The following is a 20,755-nucleotide window of genomic DNA, read 5'->3' on the forward strand; positions in this document are numbered from 1 at the left end:
TACAATGGTCGGTACAGAGGGTTGCCAAGCCGCGAGGTGGAGCTAATCTCACAAAACCGATCGTAGTCCGGATCGCAGTCTGCAACTCGACTGCGTGAAGTCGGAATCGCTAGTAATCGCGAATCAGAATGTCGCGGTGAATACGTTCCCGGGCCTTGTACACACCGCCCGTCACACCATGGGAGTGGGTTGCACCAGAAGTAGCTAGTCTAACCTTCGGGAGGACGGTTACCACGGTGTGATTCATGACTGGGGTGAAGTCGTAACAAGGTAGCCGTAGGGGAACCTGCGGCTGGATCACCTCCTTAATCGACAGACATCAGCTGTCTTATGAGCTCCCACACGAATTGCTTGATTCATTGAAGAAGACGATATCGGTAACAGCTCTTAACTGGGTCTGTAGCTCAGTTGGTTAGAGCGCACCCCTGATAAGGGTGAGGTCGGCAGTTCGAATCTGCCCAGACCCACCAGTTTCTTGTTGGGGCCATAGCTCAGCTGGGAGAGCGCCTGCCTTGCACGCAGGAGGTCAGCGGTTCGATCCCGCTTGGCTCCACCACCCCTTGCTACCGTGTCAAAGCTTAGAAATGAATATTCGCCTCGAATATTGATTTCTGAACTTTTTCAGAATCGTTCTTTAAAAATTTGGGTATGTGATAGAAAGATAGACTGGACAGCACTTTCACTGGTGTGTGTTCAGGCTAAGGTAAAATTTGTGAGTAATTACAAGTTTTCGGCGAATGTTGTCTTCACAGTATAACCAGATTGCTTGGGGTTATATGGTCAAGTGAAGAAGCGCATACGGTGGATGCCTTGGCAGTCAGAGGCGATGAAAGACGTGGTAGCCTGCGATAAGCTTCGGGGAGTCGGCAAACAGACTTTGATCCGGAGATCTCTGAATGGGGGAACCCACTCAGCATAAGCTGAGTATCTTGTACTGAATACATAGGTGCAAGAGGCGAACCAGGGGAACTGAAACATCTAAGTACCCTGAGGAAAAGAAATCAACCGAGATTCCCTTAGTAGTGGCGAGCGAACGGGGACTAGCCCTTAAGTGGCTTTGAGATTAGCGGAACGCTCTGGAAAGTGCGGCCATAGTGGGTGATAGCCCTGTACGCGAAAATCTCTTAGTCATGAAATCGAGTAGGACGGAGCACGAGAAACTTTGTCTGAATATGGGGGGACCATCCTCCAAGGCTAAATACTACTGACTGACCGATAGTGAACCAGTACCGTGAGGGAAAGGCGAAAAGAACCCCGGAGAGGGGAGTGAAATAGATCCTGAAACCGTATGCGTACAAGCAGTGGGAGCCTACTTGTTAGGTGACTGCGTACCTTTTGTATAATGGGTCAGCGACTTATATTCAGTGGCGAGCTTAACCGAATAGGGGAGGCGTAGCGAAAGCGAGTCTTAATAGGGCGTTTAGTCGCTGGGTATAGACCCGAAACCGGGCGATCTATCCATGGGCAGGTTGAAGGTTAGGTAACACTGACTGGAGGACCGAACCGACTACCGTTGAAAAGTTAGCGGATGACCTGTGGATCGGAGTGAAAGGCTAATCAAGCTCGGAGATAGCTGGTTCTCCTCGAAAGCTATTTAGGTAGCGCCTCATGTATCACTGTAGGGGGTAGAGCACTGTTTCGGCTAGGGGGTCATCCCGACTTACCAAACCGATGCAAACTCCGAATACCTACAAGTGCCGAGCATGGGAGACACACGGCGGGTGCTAACGTCCGTCGTGAAAAGGGAAACAACCCAGACCGTCAGCTAAGGTCCCAAAGTTATGGTTAAGTGGGAAACGATGTGGGAAGGCTTAGACAGCTAGGAGGTTGGCTTAGAAGCAGCCACCCTTTAAAGAAAGCGTAATAGCTCACTAGTCGAGTCGGCCTGCGCGGAAGATGTAACGGGGCTCAAACCATACACCGAAGCTACGGGTATCACTTAGGTGATGCGGTAGAGGAGCGTTCTGTAAGCCTGTGAAGGTGAGTTGAGAAGCTTGCTGGAGGTATCAGAAGTGCGAATGCTGACATGAGTAACGACAATGGGAGTGAAAAACTCCCACGCCGAAAGACCAAGGTTTCCTGCGCAACGTTAATCGACGCAGGGTTAGTCGGTCCCTAAGGCGAGGCTGAAAAGCGTAGTCGATGGAAAACAGGTTAATATTCCTGTACTTCTGGTTATTGCGATGGAGGGACGGAGAAGGCTAGGCCAGCTTGGCGTTGGTTGTCCAAGTTTAAGGTGGTAGGCTGAGATCTTAGGTAAATCCGGGATCTTAAGGCCGAGAGCTGATGACGAGTTGCCATTAGGCGACGAAGTGGTTGATGCCATGCTTCCAAGAAAAGCTTCTAAGCTTCAGATAACCAGGAACCGTACCCCAAACCGACACAGGTGGTTGGGTAGAGAATACCAAGGCGCTTGAGAGAACTCGGGTGAAGGAACTAGGCAAAATGGCACCGTAACTTCGGGAGAAGGTGCGCCGGTGAGGGTGAAGGACTTGCTCCGTAAGCCCATGCCGGTCGAAGATACCAGGCCGCTGCGACTGTTTATTAAAAACACAGCACTCTGCAAACACGAAAGTGGACGTATAGGGTGTGACGCCTGCCCGGTGCCGGAAGGTTAATTGATGGGGTTAGCTAACGCGAAGCTCTTGATCGAAGCCCCGGTAAACGGCGGCCGTAACTATAACGGTCCTAAGGTAGCGAAATTCCTTGTCGGGTAAGTTCCGACCTGCACGAATGGCGTAACGATGGCGGCGCTGTCTCCACCCGAGACTCAGTGAAATTGAAATCGCTGTGAAGATGCAGTGTATCCGCGGCTAGACGGAAAGACCCCGTGAACCTTTACTATAGCTTTGCACTGGACTTTGAATTTGCTTGTGTAGGATAGGTGGGAGGCTTTGAAGCGTGGACGCCAGTTCGCGTGGAGCCATCCTTGAAATACCACCCTGGCAACTTTGAGGTTCTAACTCAGGTCCGTTATCCGGATCGAGGACAGTGTATGGTGGGTAGTTTGACTGGGGCGGTCTCCTCCTAAAGAGTAACGGAGGAGTACGAAGGTGCGCTCAGACCGGTCGGAAATCGGTCGTAGAGTATAAAGGCAAAAGCGCGCTTGACTGCGAGACAGACACGTCGAGCAGGTACGAAAGTAGGTCTTAGTGATCCGGTGGTTCTGTATGGAAGGGCCATCGCTCAACGGATAAAAGGTACTCCGGGGATAACAGGCTGATACCGCCCAAGAGTTCATATCGACGGCGGTGTTTGGCACCTCGATGTCGGCTCATCACATCCTGGGGCTGAAGCCGGTCCCAAGGGTATGGCTGTTCGCCATTTAAAGTGGTACGCGAGCTGGGTTTAGAACGTCGTGAGACAGTTCGGTCCCTATCTGCCGTGGACGTTTGAGATTTGAGAGGGGCTGCTCCTAGTACGAGAGGACCGGAGTGGACGAACCTCTGGTGTTCCGGTTGTCACGCCAGTGGCATTGCCGGGTAGCTATGTTCGGAAGAGATAACCGCTGAAAGCATCTAAGCGGGAAACTTGCCTCAAGATGAGATCTCACTGGAGCCTTGAGCTCCCTGAAGGGCCGTCGAAGACTACGACGTTGATAGGTTGGGTGTGTAAGCGCTGTGAGGCGTTGAGCTAACCAATACTAATTGCCCGTGAGGCTTGACCATATAACACCCAAGCAATTTGAGCGAAAGCCAGATTGCGGTGTTGTGAAGACTGCACAGCCGAAGATTTGTAACTCACAAACATCACATACCCGATTCGCTGGAGTGTCTAACAAGACCTTCTGGCAACAGAATTTCTTGACGACCATAGAGCATTGGAACCACCTGATCCCATCCCGAACTCAGCAGTGAAACGATGCATCGCCGATGGTAGTGTGGGGTTTCCCCATGTGAGAGTAGGTCATCGTCAAGATTAAATTCCGAAACCCCTATCTGCGCATGCAGGTAGGGGTTTTGTCTTTCTGGCGTCTGTGGGAGCGGCGGTGCGACGCCTCGACTTGCCCCGCGATGCGATGTGGCTGACAGAAGGGTATCGCGGGGCAAGCCCGCTTCTACATCGGTTAGAATAGCGCCCTCGCGTTGACTCAGAAGTTCACTATGTCAGAACCTGCCGACCCCCATCAGCTCGCCGACCTGCCCCTGGAAGACCTGGTGGCCTGTCACGAATGCGACCTGCTGATGCGCAAGCCTGTGCTCAAGCAAGACGAAAAGGCCCACTGCCCGCGCTGTGGCTACGAGCTCTACGCCCATCGACACAATGTGGTCCAGCGCAGCCTGGCCCTGGTGCTGGCCGCCTTGCTGCTTTACGTACCGGCCAACTTCCTGCCGATCATGCAACTGCACCTGCTGGGGCAAACCTCCAACGATACGGTCTGGAGCGGCGTGGTCGGGCTGTACAACACCGGTATGCGCGGCGTAGCGGTGGTGGTGTTTCTCTGCAGCATGGCGATTCCGTTGCTCAAACTGTTGTGCCAGCTGGCAGTGCTATTGAGCATTCGCCTGAACGTTGGTCGCAGTTACGGTTTATTGCTTTATCGGATTTATCACCATCTACGCGATTGGGGCATGCTCGAGGTCTATTTCATGGGCGTGCTGGTGGCGATGGTCAAGCTGGTCGACCTGGCTGAGCTCAGCCTCGGCCTGGGCCTGGCCTGCTTTATCAGTTTGTTGTTGGTGCAGGTGTGGCTGGAGGTGGTGATGTCGCCCCACCAGATATGGAGTGCTTTATCGGGGGAAGACCTGCATGCGTGCGATTGATGCCGGGATTCTGGTTTGTGGCGAATGCCATGAACTGAATCGCCAGGAGCCGGACAGTGACGCGCAAACCTGCACCCGCTGTGGTGCGGTGGTGCACGCCCGGCGGCCAAACAGCCTGGTGCGAACCTGGGCGTTGCTGATTACCTCGGCAATCTTGTACATCCCGGCCAACGTGTTGCCGATCATGACCGTCAGCGCTCTGGGGCAGGGTAGCCCGGACACAATAATGTCCGGCGTCATCACCCTGATGAAGCACGGCATGCTGCCGATCGCCGCGGTAGTGTTCATCGCCAGTATTCTGGTGCCGACTTTCAAGCTGGTCGGCATTGCCCTGCTGCTCTATTCGGTGCAGCGCCACCAACCGTTGTCGGCCCGGCAACGGATCCTGATGTACCGCTTCATCGAATTCATCGGACGCTGGTCGATGCTGGATATTTTCGTGATCGCCATTCTGGTGGCGGTGGTGAATTTCGGCAGGATCGCCAGTGTCGAAGCCAATCTGGGCGCCGTCGCCTTCGCCAGTGTGGTGATTCTGACGATGCTCGCTGCAGTAACCTTCGATCCCCGACTGATTTGGGATAACACGGAGTCGGATGACGACCATGAGTGATTTGCCTACGGCTAAAACCCGCCCAGCTTCGAACTGGTCGGCCATATGGATATTGCCCCTGATCGCCCTGGTGATTGGTGGCTGGCTTGGCTGGCAGGCCTATCGCGAGTCAGGTGTGAACATCCAGGTCCGCTTTGAGAGCGGTGAAGGTATCGTCGCCAACAAGACCGAAGTGGTCTTCAAGGGCATGTCGGTCGGTAAGGTGAAAGAGCTGGTGCTGGATGCCAAGGGCAGCAATACCGGGGTCATCGCCACCATCGAAATGAACAAGGAGGCCGAGCCGCACCTGAACACCGGTACGCGCTTCTGGCTGGTCAAACCGAGCGTTAGCCTGGCCGGGATCACCGGCCTGGAAACCCTGGTATCGGGCAACTACATTGCCGTCAGCCCGGGGCAGGGCGAGCCGACCAAGCGCTTCAAGGCACTGGATGAAGCGCCGCCGTTGTCCGACAGCGAGCCGGGCCTGCACCTGACCCTCAAGGCCGACCGCCTGGGTTCGCTCAACCGCGACAGCCCGGTGTTCTACAAGCAGATCCAGGTTGGCCGGGTGAAGAGCTATCGCCTCGCCGAAGACCAGGGCACGGTCGAGATCAAGGTGTTCATCGAGCCGGCCTACGCCGACCTGGTGCGCAAACATACGCGCTTCTGGAATGCCAGCGGCATCAGCATCGACGCCAACCTCTCCGGGGTGAAGGTACGCAGCGAGTCGCTGGCCAGCATCGTCGCCGGCGGTATTGCCTTCGCCACCCCCGAGCACCGCAAGGACAGCCCGCCCACTGATCCGAACCTGCCGTTTCGCTTGTACGAAGACTTTGATGCGGCCCAGGCCGGGATTCGCGTCAAGGTCAAGCTGAGCGACTTCGAGGGCCTGCAGGCCGGGCGTACCCCGGTGATGTACAAAGGCATCCAGGTCGGCTCGCTGAAGACCCTCAAGGTTGATCCCGACCTGGCCAGTGCCATGGCCGAGCTGACCCTCGATCCGCTGGCCGAAGACTACCTGGTCGACGGTACGCAGTTCTGGGTGGTCAAGCCATCGATCTCCCTCGCCGGTATTACCGGCCTTGAGGCGCTGGTCAAGGGTAACTACATTGCCATCCGCCCGGGCGACAAGGGCGCGACGCCGCAGCGCGAGTTCGAGGCGCGAGCCAAGGCACCGCCACTGGACCTCAAGGCGCCCGGCCTGCACCTGGTGCTGTACAGCGACAACCTTGGCTCGCTGGAAGTCGGCAGCCCGATCCTCTACCGCCAGGTCAAGGTCGGTACGGTGCAGAGCTACCAGTTCTCGAAGAAGAGCAAGCGCCTGCTGATCGGTGTGCACATCGAGAAAGAGTACGCCGGCCTGGTCAACGGTTCGACGCGCTTCTGGAATGCTAGCGGCATTACCCTGAGTGGCGGCCTGTCGGGCATCCAGATCAAGAGTGAATCGCTGCAGAGCCTGATGGCTGGCGGTATCGCTTTCGACACACCTATCCCGAATGTGAAGCTCAAGCGCCGCATTCCGTTCTTCCGCCTCAATGAAAGCCAGGAAGCGGCCAACCGCAGCGGTACCACGGTGACCATCCGCGTCGATCGCGCAGACGGCCTCAAGGTTGGCACGCCTGTTCGCTTCAAGGGTCTGGATGTCGGCAAAATCGAACAGGTCGACCTGACCAATGATTTGCAGGCGGTGCTACTCAAGGCGCGGATTACCGAAGTGCCGGAGCGCATTGCCCGCGAAGGTACGCAGTTCTGGGTGGTCAAGCCGGCCCTGGGCATCGTCAAGACCGCCAACCTGGAAACCCTGGTCACCGGCCAGTACCTGGAAGTGCAGCCGGCAGTCAGAAGCACCGGGCCGCAGCTCAACTTCAATGCCTTGCCTCAGGCGCCGGACTTCTCTGAGCGCGAAGCTGGCCTGTCGCTGGTGCTCAGTGCTGCGCGGCGGGGTTCGATCAAGCCGGGCGTACCGGTTACCTACCGCGAGATTCCGGTCGGCAAGGTCACCGGATTCGAATTGGGCCAGACCGCCGACCGGGTACTGATCCATATCCTGATCGAGCCCAGGTATGCAGCGCTGGTGCGTGGCGGTAGCCGTTTCTGGAACAGCAGCGGCTTCGGCTTCGATATCGGCCTGTTCAAGGGCGCGACGGTGCGTACCGAGTCGCTGGAGACCCTGATAGAGGGCGGCATCGCCTTCGCCACGCCAGACGGCGAGAAGATGGGCAATCCGGCGCGGCCGCAGCAGACCTTCGCCCTGTTCGACAAGGCCGAGGATGAATGGCTGCAGTGGGCACCGAAGATTCAGATTGGTAAGTAGTCGCTAGCCATCGCGGGTCAAACCCGCTCCTACACAAACCTGTAGGAGCGGGATTGGCCTGCGATGCTTTTCTGCCCGCAACACAAATCACAGGCAATAAAAAACCGACCCTAGGGTCGGTTTTTCAACAAGCATGTCGCTTAGGCAGCTGCAGCTTCTTTCAGCGCCTTGATGTGGCCATTCAGACGGCCTTTATGGCGAGCAGCCTTGTTCTTGTGGATGATACCTTTATCGGCCATACGGTCGATAACTGGAACAGCCAGAGTGTAAGCAGCTTGCGCTTTTTCGGCGTCTTTTGCGTCGATGGCTTTAACTACATTCTTGATGTAGGTACGAACCATGGAACGCAGGCTGGCGTTGTGGCTGCGACGCTTCTCAGCCTGTTTTGCACGTTTTTTGGCGGAAGGTGAGTTGGCCACCGTCGAGCTCCTCGAAAGACTTGGTAAATAGCAAACAAAATAGGCCGCGAATCATGCCGATGAGTTGATCGGTTGTCAAGGGCACTTGCATGGTTCCGCTGAGTGGTCGTTCTGTACAAGGGAGTGATTCCCTTCTGCGGTACGACCTGTAAACTCGGGAGCTTTTGCTCTGCTTGCGTTGCGGCGCGGAGTATCGCACAACTGGGCGCGTTGCGGCACAGCCCTTTATCCTCAGGCGTGAAAAACTTTCGATGAATCTTCTTAAATCCCTGGCCGCGGTCAGCTCCATCACCATGATCTCGCGGGTGCTGGGCTTTGTCCGCGACACCATCCTGGCGCGGGTATTCGGTGCCGGCGTGGCCACAGACGCCTTCTTCATTGCCTTCAAGCTGCCCAACCTGCTGCGGCGCATCTTTGCCGAAGGCGCGTTTTCCCAGGCGTTCGTGCCGATTCTGGCCGAATACAAGACCCAGCAAGGCGAGGAGGCGACCCGCACCTTCATCGCCTATGTCAGTGGCCTGCTGACCCTGGTGCTGGCCCTGGTCACCGCCCTGGGTATCCTCGCCGCGCCCTGGGTGGTGTGGGTCACCGCCCCAGGCTTTGTCGACAGCACAGAAAAATACCAGCTGACCACCGACCTGCTGCGGGTGACCTTTCCTTATATATTGCTGATCTCGCTGTCATCGCTGGCCGGCGCCATCCTCAATACCTGGAACCGCTTTTCGGTGCCGGCCTTCGTGCCGACCCTGCTCAACGTGGCGATGATCGGCTTTACCCTGTTCCTCACGCCATATTTCGACCCGCCGATCATGGCCCTGGCCTGGGGCGTGCTGGCTGGAGGCCTGGCGCAGCTTGTGTACCAGCTGCCGCACCTGAAGAAGATCGGCATGCTCGTGCTGCCGCGCCTGAACCTGCGCGACAGCGGTGTATGGCGAGTGCTCAAGCAGATGCTGCCGGCGATCCTCGGGGTTTCGGTAAGCCAGATCTCGCTGATCATCAACACCATCTTCGCCTCGTTCCTGGTCGCAGGTTCGGTGTCGTGGATGTACTACGCCGACCGCCTGATGGAGCTGCCTTCCGGAGTGCTGGGTGTAGCCCTGGGTACTATCCTGCTGCCCACCCTGGCCAAGACCTACGCCAACCGCGACCGGCACGAATACTCGCGGATCCTCGACTGGGGCCTGCGCCTGTGCTTTTTGCTGGTGCTGCCGTGCACCCTGGCCATGGCGATCCTGGCCGAGCCGCTGACCGTGGCGTTGTTCCAATACGGTAAATTCAGCGCCTTCGATGCGGCCATGACCCAGCGTGCGCTGATTGCCTATTCCCTCGGGCTGCTGGCGATTATCCTGGTCAAGGTCCTGGCCCCTGGCTTCTACGCCCAGCAGAACATTCGTACTCCAGTGAAGATCGCCATCTTCACCCTGGTCTGCACCCAGCTGTTCAACCTGGCCTTCATCAGCCACCTGCAGCACGCCGGCCTGGCCCTGGCCATCAGCCTCGGCGCCTGCCTGAACGCCGGCCTGCTGTACTGGAAGCTACGCCAGCAGCAGTTGTTCCAGCCACAACCGGGCTGGGCCAAGTTCCTCGCCAAGCTGGTGGTGGCAGTGCTGCTGATGTCGGCGGTGTTGCTGGTGGGCATGCACTACATGCCGGCCTGGGCCGAAGGGCAGATGCTTGAGCGCTTTCTGCGCCTTGGCGCGCTGATCCTGGCCGGAGTCGTGACCTATTTCGGCTGTCTGCTGCTGTTCGGATTCCGCCCGCGTGACTTCGCCCGCAAGGCGTTGCATTAAGGCGTAACGGCGGTCAGACGTCGGTTTTACACATTCCACGCCACGGGGTGACGCTGCTGCCTGTCGTCAGCGCCCGGGTGTGGTTATAATCGACCACTTTATGAGCAAGAAGCGCGTTATGCAGCTGGTTCGAGGCCTCCACAACCTGCGCCCCCAGCACCGGGGCTGTGTCGCCACTATTGGCAACTTCGACGGTGTTCACCGCGGCCACCAGGCAATCCTGGCGCGCCTGCGTGAGCGAGCGGACGAGTTGGGCGTGCCCAGCTGCGTGGTGATTTTCGAGCCACAGCCGCGTGAATACTTTGCCCCCGACACTGCGCCCGCACGCCTGGCGCGCCTGCGCGACAAGGTCGCCCTGCTGGCCGCCGCCGGTGTCGACCGGGTGCTGTGCCTGGCGTTCAACCAGCGCCTGAGCAAGCTCAGCGCCGCCGAGTTCGTCGACACCATCCTGGTCGATGGCCTGGGCGTGAAGCACCTGGAAGTGGGCGACGATTTCCGCTTTGGCTGCGACCGGGTTGGCGACTTCGACTTCCTCGAGCAGGCCGGTATCCTTCAGGGCTTTACCGTCGAAGCGGCGCAAACCGTCGAACTCGATGGCCTGCGGGTCAGCAGCACGCAAGTGCGCGATGCCCTGGCCAATGCCGATTTCGCCCTGGCCGAGCGTTTGCTGGGGCGGCCGTTCCGCATCCGCGGGCGCGTGCTGCACGGGCAGAAGCTGGCACGCCAGCTGGGTACCCCGACAGCCAACATCCAGCTCAAGCGCCATCGGGTACCGCTTACCGGGGTTTACCTGGTCAGCGTCGAGGTCGATGGCAAGAACTGGCCGGGCGTCGCCAACATCGGCGTACGGCCAACTGTTTCAGGTGATGGCAAAGCCCACCTGGAAGTACATCTTCTGGATTTTGCCGGCGATCTCTATGGCCGGCGTCTGACGGTGGAATTCCACCACAAGCTGCGTGAAGAGCAGCGATTCGCCTCCCTGGAGGCGCTGAAGTCGGCGATCGATGCGGATATCGCCGCCGCACGTGCCCATTGGCACGGTCAACCGCTAACGAAGAGCCTGAAATGACCGACTATAAAGCCACGCTAAACCTTCCGGACACCGCCTTCCCGATGAAGGCCGGCCTGCCACAGCGCGAACCGCAGATCCTGCAGCGCTGGGACAGCATTGGCCTGTACCAGAAGCTGCGCGAAATTGGCAAGGATCGTCCGAAGTTCGTGCTGCACGACGGCCCGCCCTACGCCAACGGCAAGATCCACATCGGTCATGCGCTGAACAAGATTCTCAAGGACATGATTGTCCGCTCCAAGACCCTGTCCGGTTTCGACGCCCCGTACGTCCCGGGCTGGGACTGCCATGGCCTGCCGATCGAGCACAAGGTCGAAGTGACCCACGGCAAGCACCTGAGCGCCGACCAGACCCGCGAGCTGTGCCGCGCCTACGCCGCCGAGCAGATCGAAGGGCAGAAGACCGAGTTCATCCGCCTGGGTGTGCTGGGCGACTGGGACAACCCGTACAAGACCATGAACTTCGCCAACGAAGCCGGTGAAATCCGCGCGCTGGCCGAAATGGTCAAGCACGGCTTCGTGTTCAAGGGCCTGAAACCGGTCAACTGGTGTTTCGATTGCGGTTCGGCCCTGGCCGAAGCTGAGGTCGAGTACGCCGATAAAAAATCGCAGACCATCGACGTCGCCTTCCCGGTGGTCGATGAGGCCAAGCTGGCCGCCGCGTTCGGCCTGGCTTCGCTGGCCAAGCCTGCCTCGATCGTGATCTGGACCACCACGCCGTGGACCATCCCGGCCAACCAGGCGCTGAACGTCCACCCGGAGTTCAAGTACGCCCTGGTCGATACCGGCGACAAGCTGCTGGTGCTGGCCGAAGAGCTGGTCGAGTCGTGCCTGAAGCGTTATGCGCTGGAAGGTTCGGTGATCGCCACCGCGCCAGGCTCGGCGCTTGAGCTGATCAACTTCCGTCACCCGTTCTACGATCGCCTGTCGCCGGTATACCTGGCCGACTACGTCGAGCTGGGCGCCGGTACCGGTGTGGTGCACTCCGCGCCAGCCTACGGTGAAGACGACTTCGTCACCTGCAAACGCTACGGCATGGTCAACGACGACATCCTCACCCCGGTGCAGAGCAACGGCGTGTACGTGCCGTCGCTGGAATTCTTCGGCGGCCAGTTCATCTGGAAGGCCAACCCGGCCATCGTCGAAAAACTCTCGGAAGTCGGTGCGCTGATGCACACCGAAACCATCAGCCACAGCTACATGCACTGCTGGCGCCACAAGACCCCGTTGATCTATCGCGCCACCGCGCAATGGTTCGTCGGCATGGACAAGCAGCCCGACAACGGCGACACCCTGCGCAAGCGTGCGGTCAAGGCCATCGAAGAGACCAAGTTCGTCCCGGCCTGGGGCCAGGCGCGCCTGCACTCGATGATCGCCAACCGTCCGGACTGGTGCATCTCGCGTCAGCGCAACTGGGGCGTACCGATCCCGTTCTTCCTCGACAAGCAGTCCGGCGAGCTGCACCCGCGCACCGTCGAGCTGATGGAAGAAGTGGCCAAGCGTGTCGAGAAAGAAGGCATCGAAGCCTGGTTCAAGCTCGACGCCGCCGAACTGCTCGGTGACGAGGCCGGCCAGTACGACAAGATCGCCGACACCCTCGACGTCTGGTTCGACTCCGGTACCACCCACTGGCACGTGCTGCGTGGCTCGCACAGCATCGGCCACGAAACCGGCCCGCGCGCCGACCTGTACCTGGAAGGTTCCGACCAGCACCGCGGCTGGTTCCATTCCTCGCTGCTGACCGGTTGTGCCATCGACAACCACGCACCGTACCGCGAGCTGCTGACGCACGGCTTCACCGTCGACGAGAACGGTCGCAAGATGTCCAAGTCGCTGGGTAACACCATCGAGCCGCAGAAGGTCAACGACACCCTGGGTGCCGATATCCTGCGCCTGTGGGTTTCGGCCACCGACTACTCCGGCGAGATGGCGGTTTCCGAGCAGATCCTGCAGCGCAGCGCCGACGCCTACCGGCGTATCCGCAACACCGCGCGCTTCCTGCTCTCCAACCTGTCCGGCTTCGACCCGGCCCGCGACCTGTTGCCGGCCGAAGACATGCTGGCGCTGGACCGCTGGGCGGTCGACCGTACCCTGCTGCTGCAGCGCGAGCTGGAAGAGCACTACGGCGAATACCGCTTCTGGAACGTCTATTCGAAGATCCACAACTTCTGCGTGCAGGAGCTGGGCGGCTTCTACCTGGACATCATCAAGGACCGTCAGTACACCACCGGCGCCAACAGTGTTGCCCGTCGTTCCTGCCAGACCGCGCTGTACCACATCAGCGAAGCGCTGGTGCGCTGGATCGCGCCGATCCTGGCGTTTACCGCCGACGAGCTGTGGCAGTACCTGCCGGGCGAGCGCAACGAGTCGGTGATGCTCAACACCTGGTATGAAGGCCTGAGCGAGCTGCCGGAAGGCTTCGAGCTGGGGCGTGCCTACTGGGAACGCATCATGGCCGCCAAAACCGCGGTCAACAAGGAACTGGAAAACCAGCGTGCGGCCAAGGCCATCGGTGGCAACCTGCAAGCCGAAGTCACCCTGTTCGCCGACGACGCCCTGAGCGCCGACCTGAACAAGCTGGGCGACGAGCTGCGCTTCGTGCTGATCACCTCGGCGGCCAGCGTTGCGCCATTCGCCCAGGCGCCAGCCGATGCGGTCGAGACCGAAGTCCCGGGCCTGAAGCTGAAAGTGGTCAAGTCCGGCCACGCCAAGTGCGGTCGTTGCTGGCACTTCCGCGCGGACGTCGGCGCGAACCCGGAGCACCCGGAAATCTGCGCCCGTTGCGCCGACAACATCGGCGGCAAAGGCGAGGTGCGCCACTATGCCTAACCCTGGTGTGGGGCGCTTCGGGCGCCTCAGCTGGCTGTGGCTGAGCGTGCTGGTCCTGGTCCTCGACCAGGCCAGCAAGTTCTACTTCGAGGGCGCGCTGAGCCTGTACCAGCAGATCGTGGTCATTCCCGACTACTTCAGCTGGACCCTGGCCTACAACACCGGTGCCGCCTTCAGCTTCCTGGCTGACAGCTCCGGCTGGCAGCGCTGGCTGTTCGCCCTGATCGCCATAGTGGTCAGTGCCGTGCTGGTGGTCTGGCTCAAGCGCCTGGGGCGCAACGAGACCTGGCTGGCCGTCGCCCTGGCACTGGTGCTGGGTGGTGCGCTGGGCAACCTGTACGACCGCATCGTGCTCGGCCACGTAGTCGACTTCATCCTCGTGCACTGGCAGAACCGCTGGTACTTCCCGGCCTTCAACCTGGCCGACAGCGCCATTACCGTGGGTGCGGTGATGCTGGCGCTGGATATGTTCAAGAGCAAAAAGTCCGGAGAACCCGTCCATGACTGAGACCCGTATCGGCCAGAACACCGAAGTGACCCTGCACTTCGCACTGCACCTGGAAAACGGCGACACCGTCGACAGCACCTTCGACAAGGCGCCGGCGGTGTTCAAGGTCGGCGACGGCAACCTGCTGCCGGGCTTCGAAGCGGCGCTGTTCGGCTTCAAGAGCGGCGACAAGCGCACCGTGACCGTCAACCCGGAAAACGCCTTCGGCCAGCCAAACCCACAGAACGTGCAGGTCATGCCGCGTTCGCAGTTCCAGGACATGGAGTTGTCCGAGGGCCTGCTGGTGATCTTCAACGACGCCGCCAACGCCGAATTGCCCGGTGTGGTGAAAGCCTTCGATGATGCCCAGGTGACCATCGACTTCAACCATCCACTGGCCGGCAAGACCCTGAACTTCGAGGTGGAAATCCTCGCGGTCAAGGCCCTGTGAGCCTGGAGCCTGCCATGCAAATCAAACTCGCCAACCCCCGTGGCTTCTGTGCCGGTGTGGACCGGGCGATCGAGATCGTCAATCGTGCCCTCGAAGTGTTTGGCCCGCCGATCTACGTGCGTCACGAAGTGGTGCACAACAAGTTCGTGGTCGAAGACCTGCGCGCGCGCGGGGCGATTTTTGTCGAAGAACTCGACCAGGTGCCGGACGACGTCATCGTCATCTTCAGCGCCCACGGTGTTTCCCAGGCCGTGCGCCAGGAAGCGGCGGGGCGCGGCCTGAAGGTATTCGACGCGACCTGCCCACTGGTCACCAAGGTGCATATCGAGGTGGCGCGCTACAGCCGTGACGGCCGCGAGTGCATCCTGATTGGCCACGAAGGCCACCCGGAAGTCGAAGGCACCATGGGCCAGTACGACACCAGCAACGGTGGCGCCATCTACCTGGTCGAAGACGAGGACGATGTTGCCAGCCTGCAGGTCAACGACCCGGACAAACTGGCCTTCGTCACCCAGACCACGCTGTCGATGGACGACACCAGCCGGGTGATCGATGCCCTGCGCGCGCGCTTCCCGAATATCGGCGGGCCGCGCAAGGACGACATCTGCTACGCCACCCAGAACCGTCAGGACGCGGTCAAGCAACTGGCCAACGAATGCGACGTGGTCCTGGTGGTCGGCAGCCCGAACAGCTCCAACTCCAACCGCCTGCGTGAACTGGCCGAGCGCATGTCGACCCCGGCCTACCTGATCGACGGCGCCGAAGACCTGCAAAAAAGCTGGTTCGATGGCGTTGAGCGCATTGGTATCACCGCCGGTGCTTCGGCCCCCGAGGTGCTGGTGCGTGGCGTGATCGAACAACTGCGCACCTGGGGTGCCACGGGCGCCGAAGAGCTTGATGGCCGCGAAGAGAACATCACCTTCTCGATGCCCAAAGAGCTGCGCGTACGTTCACTGATCTGACCCGCCGGCCGCGCACAGCGGCTGCTCGCCGGGCTCTTCGCGCAGGCTGACCCGGCCTGTGTGCGCCAGTACCACCCGGTACTGGCTGAAGGGCTCGGGGCGCTGGCAAATGAACAGCGTCCCGGCCTGAAACGCTCCCCCCGCGTGCAAGGGCACCCCCAGCCCACTGAAGCGCACCTGCCGGGCCACCGGTTGATTACCCACGACGTTCACCCGCTCAAGCCGCTGCTCGTACAGCAGCAGTGGGCCATCCTGTTCCACGACCATGCGCCAGCCATTACTCCAGTTGTCTTCCAGCGCCTGCAGGCGAACCACCTGGTTGCGCAGCAAAGCCTCGCTGCGTGCGGTGCGCAGGGCCTGGGCCAGGTCCTTGGCGGCGGCGTGCTGTTGTAGCCCGCTGCTCATGGTGTTGTAGGCCGGCAGGCTGATGTGCGTGAGCATCCCCACCAGCGCCAACGCGAACATCATTTGTATCAGTGTTACGCCCTGTTGCTTCACCGTGCATTCCTCCCTGGAAGTGCTTCTATAGAGTCAGGCCGGCGGACAACAGCGTCCAGTCGGCCGGGTTGGCAAAGGGCTGGGGAAAAGTCGCAGGAGGGATGGCGCCATGGATGGCGGACGGCAACAAGGAATGAGCTTGCTCGAAGTGCTGCTGGCCATGCTGATGCTGGGGCTGGGTGTGTTTGCTGCAGCGGCTGCGCAAGTGCGGGCGCTGCAGGCCACCGACAGTGCCTTGCACAGTACTCAGGCGGCGTATCTGCAGCATGGCGAGCGCGAACAAGCGCGCATCAACGCAGGGCCAGGCCGATGACCCGGCAAGCCGGTGTCGGCCTGGTCGAAGTGTTGCTGGCCCTCAGCCTCGGCTTGGTGCTGCTGCTCGGTGTCAGCCGCTTGTTTCTGGCGGCCACTTCGAACTGGCAGGCTCAGGGCATCGCCGCACAACTGCAGGAAGACGCGCGCCTGGCGTTGCAGCGCATGGCCCAGGATATTCGCATGAGCGGCATGTTCGGCTGCTTGCGTGCGGATGCAATCAGCCATGTGAACCCGTCCTCGGCACAGGCGTTTGCCCAACCGCTGGAGGTAATCCGCGCAGCGAACGGCCAATTGCAGCAATTGAGCCTGATCAGCGCCGAAGTCGCTGGCGCCGGTGGGCGGCCGAACTGGACGCTGGTCACCGATTGCATAAGCCAGGCGCGGGTCTATCCCGATGTCCAGGCGGCGCCGGCCGGGCACTTCGCGATACCGATACGACGCCAGACCTATCGCGTTGATGGCACCAGCCTGATGCTCGGCAGCGGCGCCAGTTATGCGCCGCTGATCGACAACCTCGGTGAGCTGCGCGTCGACATTATCAGCCGGAGTGCCACCCGCATCGCCGGACTGCGCCTGAGCCTGACCTTGCTTGACCCGCTGGCGCGGGTAAGGCCGCAGCAGTATCAACTGACAGTGGCCCTGCGCAATGGCTAGGCCCGGCAGCCAGCGTGGGGTGGTCCTGCTGGTCAGCCTGGTGCTGCTGGGGCTGTTGGCTTTGCTCGGCGTCTCGGCGATGGTCAGTGCCACCTTGCAGGGGCGCATGGCCGGCAACCTGCAAGCAGCCTTGCACGGCCTCGAGCAGGCGGAGCAGGCCTTGCTGCTGGGAGAGTCGACCGTCGTCGGCGTGCTGCCATGCTCGTACTGTTTACCGCCGCCGGAAGCTGCACGGGTGCGGGCGCCTGGCGTCTACCGCGGCGAAGGGCCGACCTCCGGCCTGAGCTGGCAAGGCGGCGCCAGCGGCTTCCACCTGGTACAGAACCTTGGCCAGAGTACCCACGCCGCGCACTGGCCTGCCAACCTGTCCGTTACCTTGTACCGGATCACCGCCGTCAGCCACGCCGGGGTAGGGCGCAGCGTGCTCGAAAGCGTTTATGCACAGGCTGTAGAAGAGGGCGCCCAGCCACCCAGGCGCATTCTCTGGCGCCAGCTTCACTAGGAGTTCGACTTATGTCCACCCTGCAGAAAGGTTTGAGCCTGATTGAACTGTTGCTTGTCGTCGCCGTGGTCGGCATTCTGGCGGGCATTGCCTATCCCAGCTACAGCGAACAGGTCCGCAAGGCCGCACGCACGGAAATCGCCGGGTTGCTGTTCGAAAGCGCGCAACTGCTCGAACGTCACTATGCCCGCAGCGGCCAGTACGCCGACAGCGAAGCCCTGGTCACCCCATTGGCGCCCGGGACCGAGCACTACCGGCTGCAGGCCGTTCGTCTTTCGACGTCATTCACCCTTACCGCCCGGCGCATTGGCGGTGGTTTGATGAACAGTGACCGCTGCGCCGATTTCGAACTCGACCAGGCCGGTGTGCGCCGCAATCCCGGCGCCGTTGATGGCGGCCGCGGCTGTTGGGGTGGCTGAGGTTTACTTCAGACGTTGGATCAATACATGACCAAGCAAGTAGTGATTGTCGGTGGCGGGGTAATCGGCCTGCTGACAGCGTTCAACCTGGCGGCCGAGGTCGAGCAGGTGGTGCTGTGTGACCGTGGCGCGCTCGGCCAGGAGTCTTCCTGGGCTGGCGGCGGCATCGTCTCGCCGCTGTACCCGTGGCGCTATAGCCCGGCGGTAACGGCCCTGGCGCATTGGTCGCAGGATTTTTATCCACAGCTGGGCGAGCGCCTGTTCGCCAGCACCGGGGTTGACCCTGAAGTGCACACCACCGGCCTGTACTGGCTGGACCTCGACGACGAAGCCGAAGCCCTGGCCTGGGCCAAGCGCGAAGGACGGCCGCTAAGTGCTGTGGATATCTCGGCGGCCTATGACGCGGTGCCGGTGCTGGGTGGCGGTTTCCGCCGCGCCATCTACATGGCCGGGGTTGCCAACGTGCGTAACCCACGCCTGGTCAAATCACTCAAGGCCGCCTTGCTGGCGCTGCCGAACGTGAGCATTCGCGAGCAGTGCGAAATCACCGGCTTCAGCCGTGAGGGCGAGCGCATCACCGGGGTCGAGACTGCAACCGGGCCGATTCCGGCCGATCGCGTGGTGCTGACGGCTGGCGCCTGGAGCGGCGACTTGCTGCGGCCATTGGGCCTGGAGCTGCCGGTGGAGCCGGTGAAAGGGCAGATGATCCTGTACAAGTGCGCCGAAGACTTTTTGCCGAGCATGGTGCTGGCCAAGGGGCGTTATGCGATCCCGCGGCGCGACGGGCATATTCTGGTGGGCAGTACCCTGGAGCATGCCGGTTACGACAAGACCCCAACCGACGAAGCGCTGGAAAGCCTCAAGGCATCGGCGGTGGAGTTGCTGCCGGCGCTGGCCGACGCCACCCCGGTGGCCCATTGGGCGGGGCTGCGGCCGGGTTCGCCTGAGGGCATTCCGTACATCGGCGAGGTGCCAGGCTATGCCGGACTGTGGCTGAACTGCGGGCATTACCGCAATGGCCTGGTGCTGGCGCCGGCGTCCTGCCAGTTGTTTGCGGATTTGTTGCTGGGGCGTGAGCCAATCATTGATCCGGCACCATATGTACCGGCTGGGCGGGTGGCTGCTCTTTAGGGCTCATCGCGGGGCAAGCCCGCTCCTACAATCTGGCAGGGGCGGGCTTGCCCCGCGATGCAGGCACCGCGCAATCAGCGCTGCGCCCCAGGCCCCTGCTCCAGATGCGCCTGACTGCAATACCACTGCGCCCCGCGATGCAGCGCCCGGTCACTGGGCAAATGCACGCCGCAATGGGCGCAGCGGACCATCTTCAGCGGGTCTTCGAGGCTGTTGTTTTGCCCAGCAGCATTGCTGGCCTTGAACTTGCGCCACAGCCAGAAGGCAGCAGCAATCAGGGCAATCCAGAAAAGTAGGCGAACCATGGTGTCCAGCTTTGTCAGTGAAGAGCCTTCAGTCTAGGGCTCGAGCATGAAAAAAGGGAGGCCTTGGCCTCCCTTTATCTTTTACACGATGGCTCAGTCGAACACACCGAAGGTCATGTAGCTGAACCAGGAGCGGTCTTCGTTGTTACCTTCCGCTTCGTGGTTTTCTTCTTCGATGACGTCACCGTTGGCATCTTTAGGCAGCAGCTCTTGCGGGATCGCGTCCTTGGCGTCCTGGTACTGCTTCACCACGTCCTGGTTGGCACGGGTTTCACCCGGCGGCAGCGGCGGGGCGGTATTGATCAGGCCCAGGGTGGCCTTGGACAGCCACGAGCGGTTGTCGGCTTCGTTCTGCTGCGGCACGAACTGGCCATCGACCAGGCTCGGGTGGTCCGGGTAGTTGAGCTTGAGGGTTTCCAGGCTGGTGGCCGCCAGTTCGTCCAGGTGCAGACGCATGTAGGCTTCGGTCATCACCGCCAAGCCGTCGCCGACCGATGGGGTTTCCTGGAAGTTCTCTACTACATAGCGGCCACGGTTGGCGGCAGCGACATAGGCCTGACGGGTCAGGTAGTAGTCGGCCACGTGGATTTCGTAGGAAGCCAGCAGGTTGCGCAGGTAGATCATGCGCTGCTTGGCGTCAGGCGAATAGCGGCTGTTGGGGAAGCGGCTGGTCAGCTGGGCGAATTCGTTGTACGAGTCGCGGGCAGCGCCCGGGTCACGCTTGGTCATGTCCAGCGGCAGGAAGCGCGCCAGCAGGCCGCGGTCCTGGTCGAACGAGGTCAGACCCTTGAGGTAGTAGGCGTAGTCGACGTTCGGATGCTGCGGATGCAAGCGAATGAAGCGCTCGGCGGCAGACTTGGCAGCCTCCGGTTCGGCGTTTTTATAGTTCGCGTAGATCAGCTCGAGCTGGGCCTGGTCGGCGTAGCGGCCGAACGGATAGCGCGATTCCAGAGCCTTCAGCTTGCTTGTGGCGCTGGTATAGCTGTGGTTGTCCAGGTCGGCCTGCGCCTGCTGGTACAGCTCGGCTTCGCTCAGGTTTTCGTCGACGACTTCCTTCGAAGAACAAGCAGCGGTCAGTCCGAGGATGGCGATCAGCAGCAGGTGTTTCACTTGCATGGCGGCTTGCGTCCCTATGACGGCCGCTGTCTTGGGCGTGGCCGTCCTGTTATGATGAGCACCCCGATGCAACCCTCGGGGCAAAAGACGTCGTATTTAACCACAAGCGCGCAGTCGAAACCAAAGGCTGTGCCGCCCGCTGA

At 60.7% G+C, this 20,755-nt stretch carries 18 protein-coding genes, 2 tRNA genes and 3 rRNA genes (1 of these 23 only partly in view); 19 read left to right on the forward strand and 4 right to left on the reverse strand.

From position 1 onward, the window contains the following. From JYG36_RS04700 to JYG36_RS04735, 8 genes are all read left to right on the forward strand, one after another. Nucleotides 1–308: ribosomal RNA gene (locus JYG36_RS04700) — 16S ribosomal RNA — on the forward strand; it begins 1,229 nt to the left of the window's first position. Between the two features lie 85 nt (nucleotides 309–393). Continuing rightward, nucleotides 394–470, forward strand: a tRNA-Ile gene (locus tag JYG36_RS04705). A 10-nt stretch (nucleotides 471–480) separates the two neighbouring features. Continuing rightward, nucleotides 481–556, forward strand: a tRNA-Ala gene (locus tag JYG36_RS04710). Nucleotides 557–778: 222 nt separating this feature from the next. Next, a 23S ribosomal RNA gene (locus JYG36_RS04715) occupies nucleotides 779–3,668 on the forward strand. A 134-nt stretch (nucleotides 3,669–3,802) separates the two neighbouring features. Next, nucleotides 3,803–3,918, forward strand: a 5S ribosomal RNA gene (gene rrf / locus JYG36_RS04720). The 16S, 23S and 5S rRNA genes sit together here with 2 tRNA genes alongside, the layout of an rRNA operon. Before the next feature lie 185 nt (nucleotides 3,919–4,103). Then, the gene (locus tag JYG36_RS04725) at nucleotides 4,104–4,763 is read left to right on the forward strand and encodes a paraquat-inducible protein A (RefSeq protein ID WP_045200780.1); all 660 of its coding nucleotides are present in this window, start codon (nucleotides 4,104–4,106) and stop codon (nucleotides 4,761–4,763) included. After that, the gene (locus JYG36_RS04730) at nucleotides 4,750–5,373 is read left to right on the forward strand and encodes a paraquat-inducible protein A (protein WP_010220589.1); all 624 of its coding nucleotides are present in this window, start codon (nucleotides 4,750–4,752) and stop codon (nucleotides 5,371–5,373) included. The genes JYG36_RS04725 and JYG36_RS04730 overlap by 14 nt, the downstream gene beginning before the upstream one ends. Then, entirely contained in the window at nucleotides 5,366–7,666 is a 2,301-nt protein-coding gene (locus JYG36_RS04735) for a PqiB family protein (protein ID WP_093379382.1), read from the forward strand. Before JYG36_RS04730 ends, JYG36_RS04735 begins: the two co-directional genes overlap by 8 nt. A 140-nt stretch (nucleotides 7,667–7,806) precedes the next feature. Here JYG36_RS04735 and rpsT read toward each other — a convergent pair whose 3' ends face one another. Then, entirely contained in the window at nucleotides 7,807–8,085 is a 279-nt protein-coding gene (gene rpsT / locus JYG36_RS04740) for a 30S ribosomal protein S20 (RefSeq protein WP_010220592.1), read from the reverse strand. 251 nt (nucleotides 8,086–8,336) lie between these two features. Here rpsT and murJ point away from each other — a divergent pair, with 251 nt between their 5' ends. The 6 genes from murJ to ispH all read left to right on the forward strand — a co-directional run bounded on the left by murJ (nucleotide 8,337) and on the right by ispH (nucleotide 15,672). Continuing rightward, complete coding sequence (gene murJ, locus JYG36_RS04745; protein WP_213603220.1) at nucleotides 8,337–9,875, forward strand: murein biosynthesis integral membrane protein MurJ; 1,539 nt, start codon at nucleotides 8,337–8,339, stop codon at nucleotides 9,873–9,875. Between the two features lie 118 nt (nucleotides 9,876–9,993). Continuing rightward, on the forward strand, nucleotides 9,994–10,944 hold the full coding sequence (gene ribF, locus JYG36_RS04750) for a bifunctional riboflavin kinase/FAD synthetase (RefSeq protein ID WP_045200788.1): 951 nt from the start codon (nucleotides 9,994–9,996) through the stop codon (nucleotides 10,942–10,944). Then, nucleotides 10,941–13,772 carry an isoleucine--tRNA ligase gene (ileS, locus tag JYG36_RS04755; RefSeq protein ID WP_093379387.1) on the forward strand — a complete coding sequence of 944 codons (2,832 nt, stop codon included), beginning with the start codon at nucleotides 10,941–10,943 and terminating at the stop codon, nucleotides 13,770–13,772. Before ribF ends, ileS begins: the two co-directional genes overlap by 4 nt. Beyond that, nucleotides 13,765–14,280 carry a signal peptidase II gene (gene lspA / locus JYG36_RS04760; protein WP_045200792.1) on the forward strand — a complete coding sequence of 172 codons (516 nt, stop codon included), beginning with the start codon at nucleotides 13,765–13,767 and terminating at the stop codon, nucleotides 14,278–14,280. The genes ileS and lspA overlap by 8 nt, the downstream gene beginning before the upstream one ends. Further along, a complete protein-coding gene (gene fkpB, locus JYG36_RS04765) occupies nucleotides 14,273–14,710 on the forward strand; it encodes an FKBP-type peptidyl-prolyl cis-trans isomerase (protein ID WP_045200794.1) in 438 nt (145 codons plus the stop codon). Before lspA ends, fkpB begins: the two co-directional genes overlap by 8 nt. A gap of 14 nt (nucleotides 14,711–14,724) precedes the next feature. Continuing rightward, nucleotides 14,725–15,672 carry a 4-hydroxy-3-methylbut-2-enyl diphosphate reductase gene (ispH, locus tag JYG36_RS04770; protein WP_213603222.1) on the forward strand — a complete coding sequence of 316 codons (948 nt, stop codon included), beginning with the start codon at nucleotides 14,725–14,727 and terminating at the stop codon, nucleotides 15,670–15,672. On the opposite strand, the gene JYG36_RS04775 is transcribed toward ispH, so the two are convergent. After that, nucleotides 15,661–16,137, reverse strand: coding sequence for a GspH/FimT family pseudopilin (locus tag JYG36_RS04775; RefSeq protein WP_249744394.1), 477 nt, complete (start codon nucleotides 16,135–16,137; stop codon nucleotides 15,661–15,663). The two genes, ispH and JYG36_RS04775, sit on opposite strands and share 12 nt — an antisense overlap. A gap of 166 nt (nucleotides 16,138–16,303) precedes the next feature. Between JYG36_RS04775 and JYG36_RS04780 the strand changes: the two genes are divergently transcribed. From JYG36_RS04780 to thiO, 5 genes are read left to right on the forward strand one after another with little or no spacing between them, the layout of a single operon-like run. After that, nucleotides 16,304–16,483, forward strand: coding sequence for a pilus assembly protein PilV (locus JYG36_RS04780; RefSeq protein WP_213603226.1), 180 nt, complete (start codon nucleotides 16,304–16,306; stop codon nucleotides 16,481–16,483). Next, the gene (locus JYG36_RS04785; RefSeq protein ID WP_213603228.1) at nucleotides 16,480–17,139 is read left to right on the forward strand and encodes a PilW family protein; all 660 of its coding nucleotides are present in this window, start codon (nucleotides 16,480–16,482) and stop codon (nucleotides 17,137–17,139) included. Before JYG36_RS04780 ends, JYG36_RS04785 begins: the two co-directional genes overlap by 4 nt. After that, nucleotides 17,132–17,641, forward strand: a complete 510-nt coding sequence (locus tag JYG36_RS04790) for a pilus assembly protein PilX (RefSeq protein WP_213603231.1) — start codon at nucleotides 17,132–17,134, stop codon at nucleotides 17,639–17,641. Before JYG36_RS04785 ends, JYG36_RS04790 begins: the two co-directional genes overlap by 8 nt. Nucleotides 17,642–17,661: 20 nt before the next feature. Then, nucleotides 17,662–18,060: a type IV pilin protein gene (locus JYG36_RS04795; protein ID WP_093387269.1), complete on the forward strand. Its 399-nt coding sequence runs from the start codon at nucleotides 17,662–17,664 to the stop codon at nucleotides 18,058–18,060. Nucleotides 18,061–18,087: 27 nt separating this feature from the next. Next, a complete protein-coding gene (gene thiO / locus JYG36_RS04800; RefSeq protein ID WP_213603233.1) occupies nucleotides 18,088–19,191 on the forward strand; it encodes a glycine oxidase ThiO in 1,104 nt (367 codons plus the stop codon). 74 nt (nucleotides 19,192–19,265) lie between these two features. Here the strand turns inward: thiO and JYG36_RS04805 are convergent, their stop codons facing one another. Both JYG36_RS04805 and JYG36_RS04810 read right to left on the reverse strand, forming a co-directional pair. Further along, complete coding sequence (locus JYG36_RS04805; protein ID WP_038998721.1) at nucleotides 19,266–19,496, reverse strand: PP0621 family protein; 231 nt, start codon at nucleotides 19,494–19,496, stop codon at nucleotides 19,266–19,268. Between the two features lie 93 nt (nucleotides 19,497–19,589). Beyond that, nucleotides 19,590–20,612: an outer membrane protein assembly factor BamD gene (locus JYG36_RS04810; protein ID WP_045200810.1), complete on the reverse strand. Its 1,023-nt coding sequence runs from the start codon at nucleotides 20,610–20,612 to the stop codon at nucleotides 19,590–19,592. Nucleotides 20,613–20,755: the final 143 nt, after the last annotated feature.

Source organism: Pseudomonas sp. SORT22 (assembly GCF_018417635.1).
Taxonomy (GTDB): domain Bacteria; phylum Pseudomonadota; class Gammaproteobacteria; order Pseudomonadales; family Pseudomonadaceae; genus Aquipseudomonas.